The following is a 380-nucleotide window of genomic DNA, read 5'->3' on the forward strand; positions in this document are numbered from 1 at the left end:
TTTTCACGACGTTGTTCGTAATCGCCATTCCGTCCGCAGTTTCCTACTTTTCACGACGTTGTTCGTAATCGCCATTCCGTCCGCAGTTTCCTACCCTTGCCTGTGCCCGACGCGCTGATCCGGGCGGTGGTCGAAGATGCGCAGCATGCGCCGTCGAACTGCAACACGCAACCATGGCAGGTCCACATCGTTTCCGGTCGGCCGCTACACGCCCGATTTCGGCTTTGCCTTGCCGATGACGATGCCGGCCGCTACACGCCCGATTTCGGCTTTGCCATCGATGACTATCCAGGCGCGTACAGGCAGCGGGCCCGGGATCAGGGCGCGGCGTACTATCAGGCGCTTGGTGTCTCGCGCGAAGCGTACGAGGAGCGGCGCAC

At 61.6% G+C, this 380-nt stretch carries 1 pseudogene; it reads left to right on the top strand.

Annotated features, from left to right (window positions below):
* Positions 1 to 72: 72 nt before the first annotated feature.
* Positions 73 to 380, top strand: a pseudogene (locus AB4Z23_RS28930) (nitroreductase family protein); the annotation flags it as partial.

This window comes from Agrobacterium sp. MCAB5, assembly GCF_052114365.1.
Lineage (GTDB): Bacteria > Pseudomonadota > Alphaproteobacteria > Rhizobiales > Rhizobiaceae > Agrobacterium > Agrobacterium tumefaciens.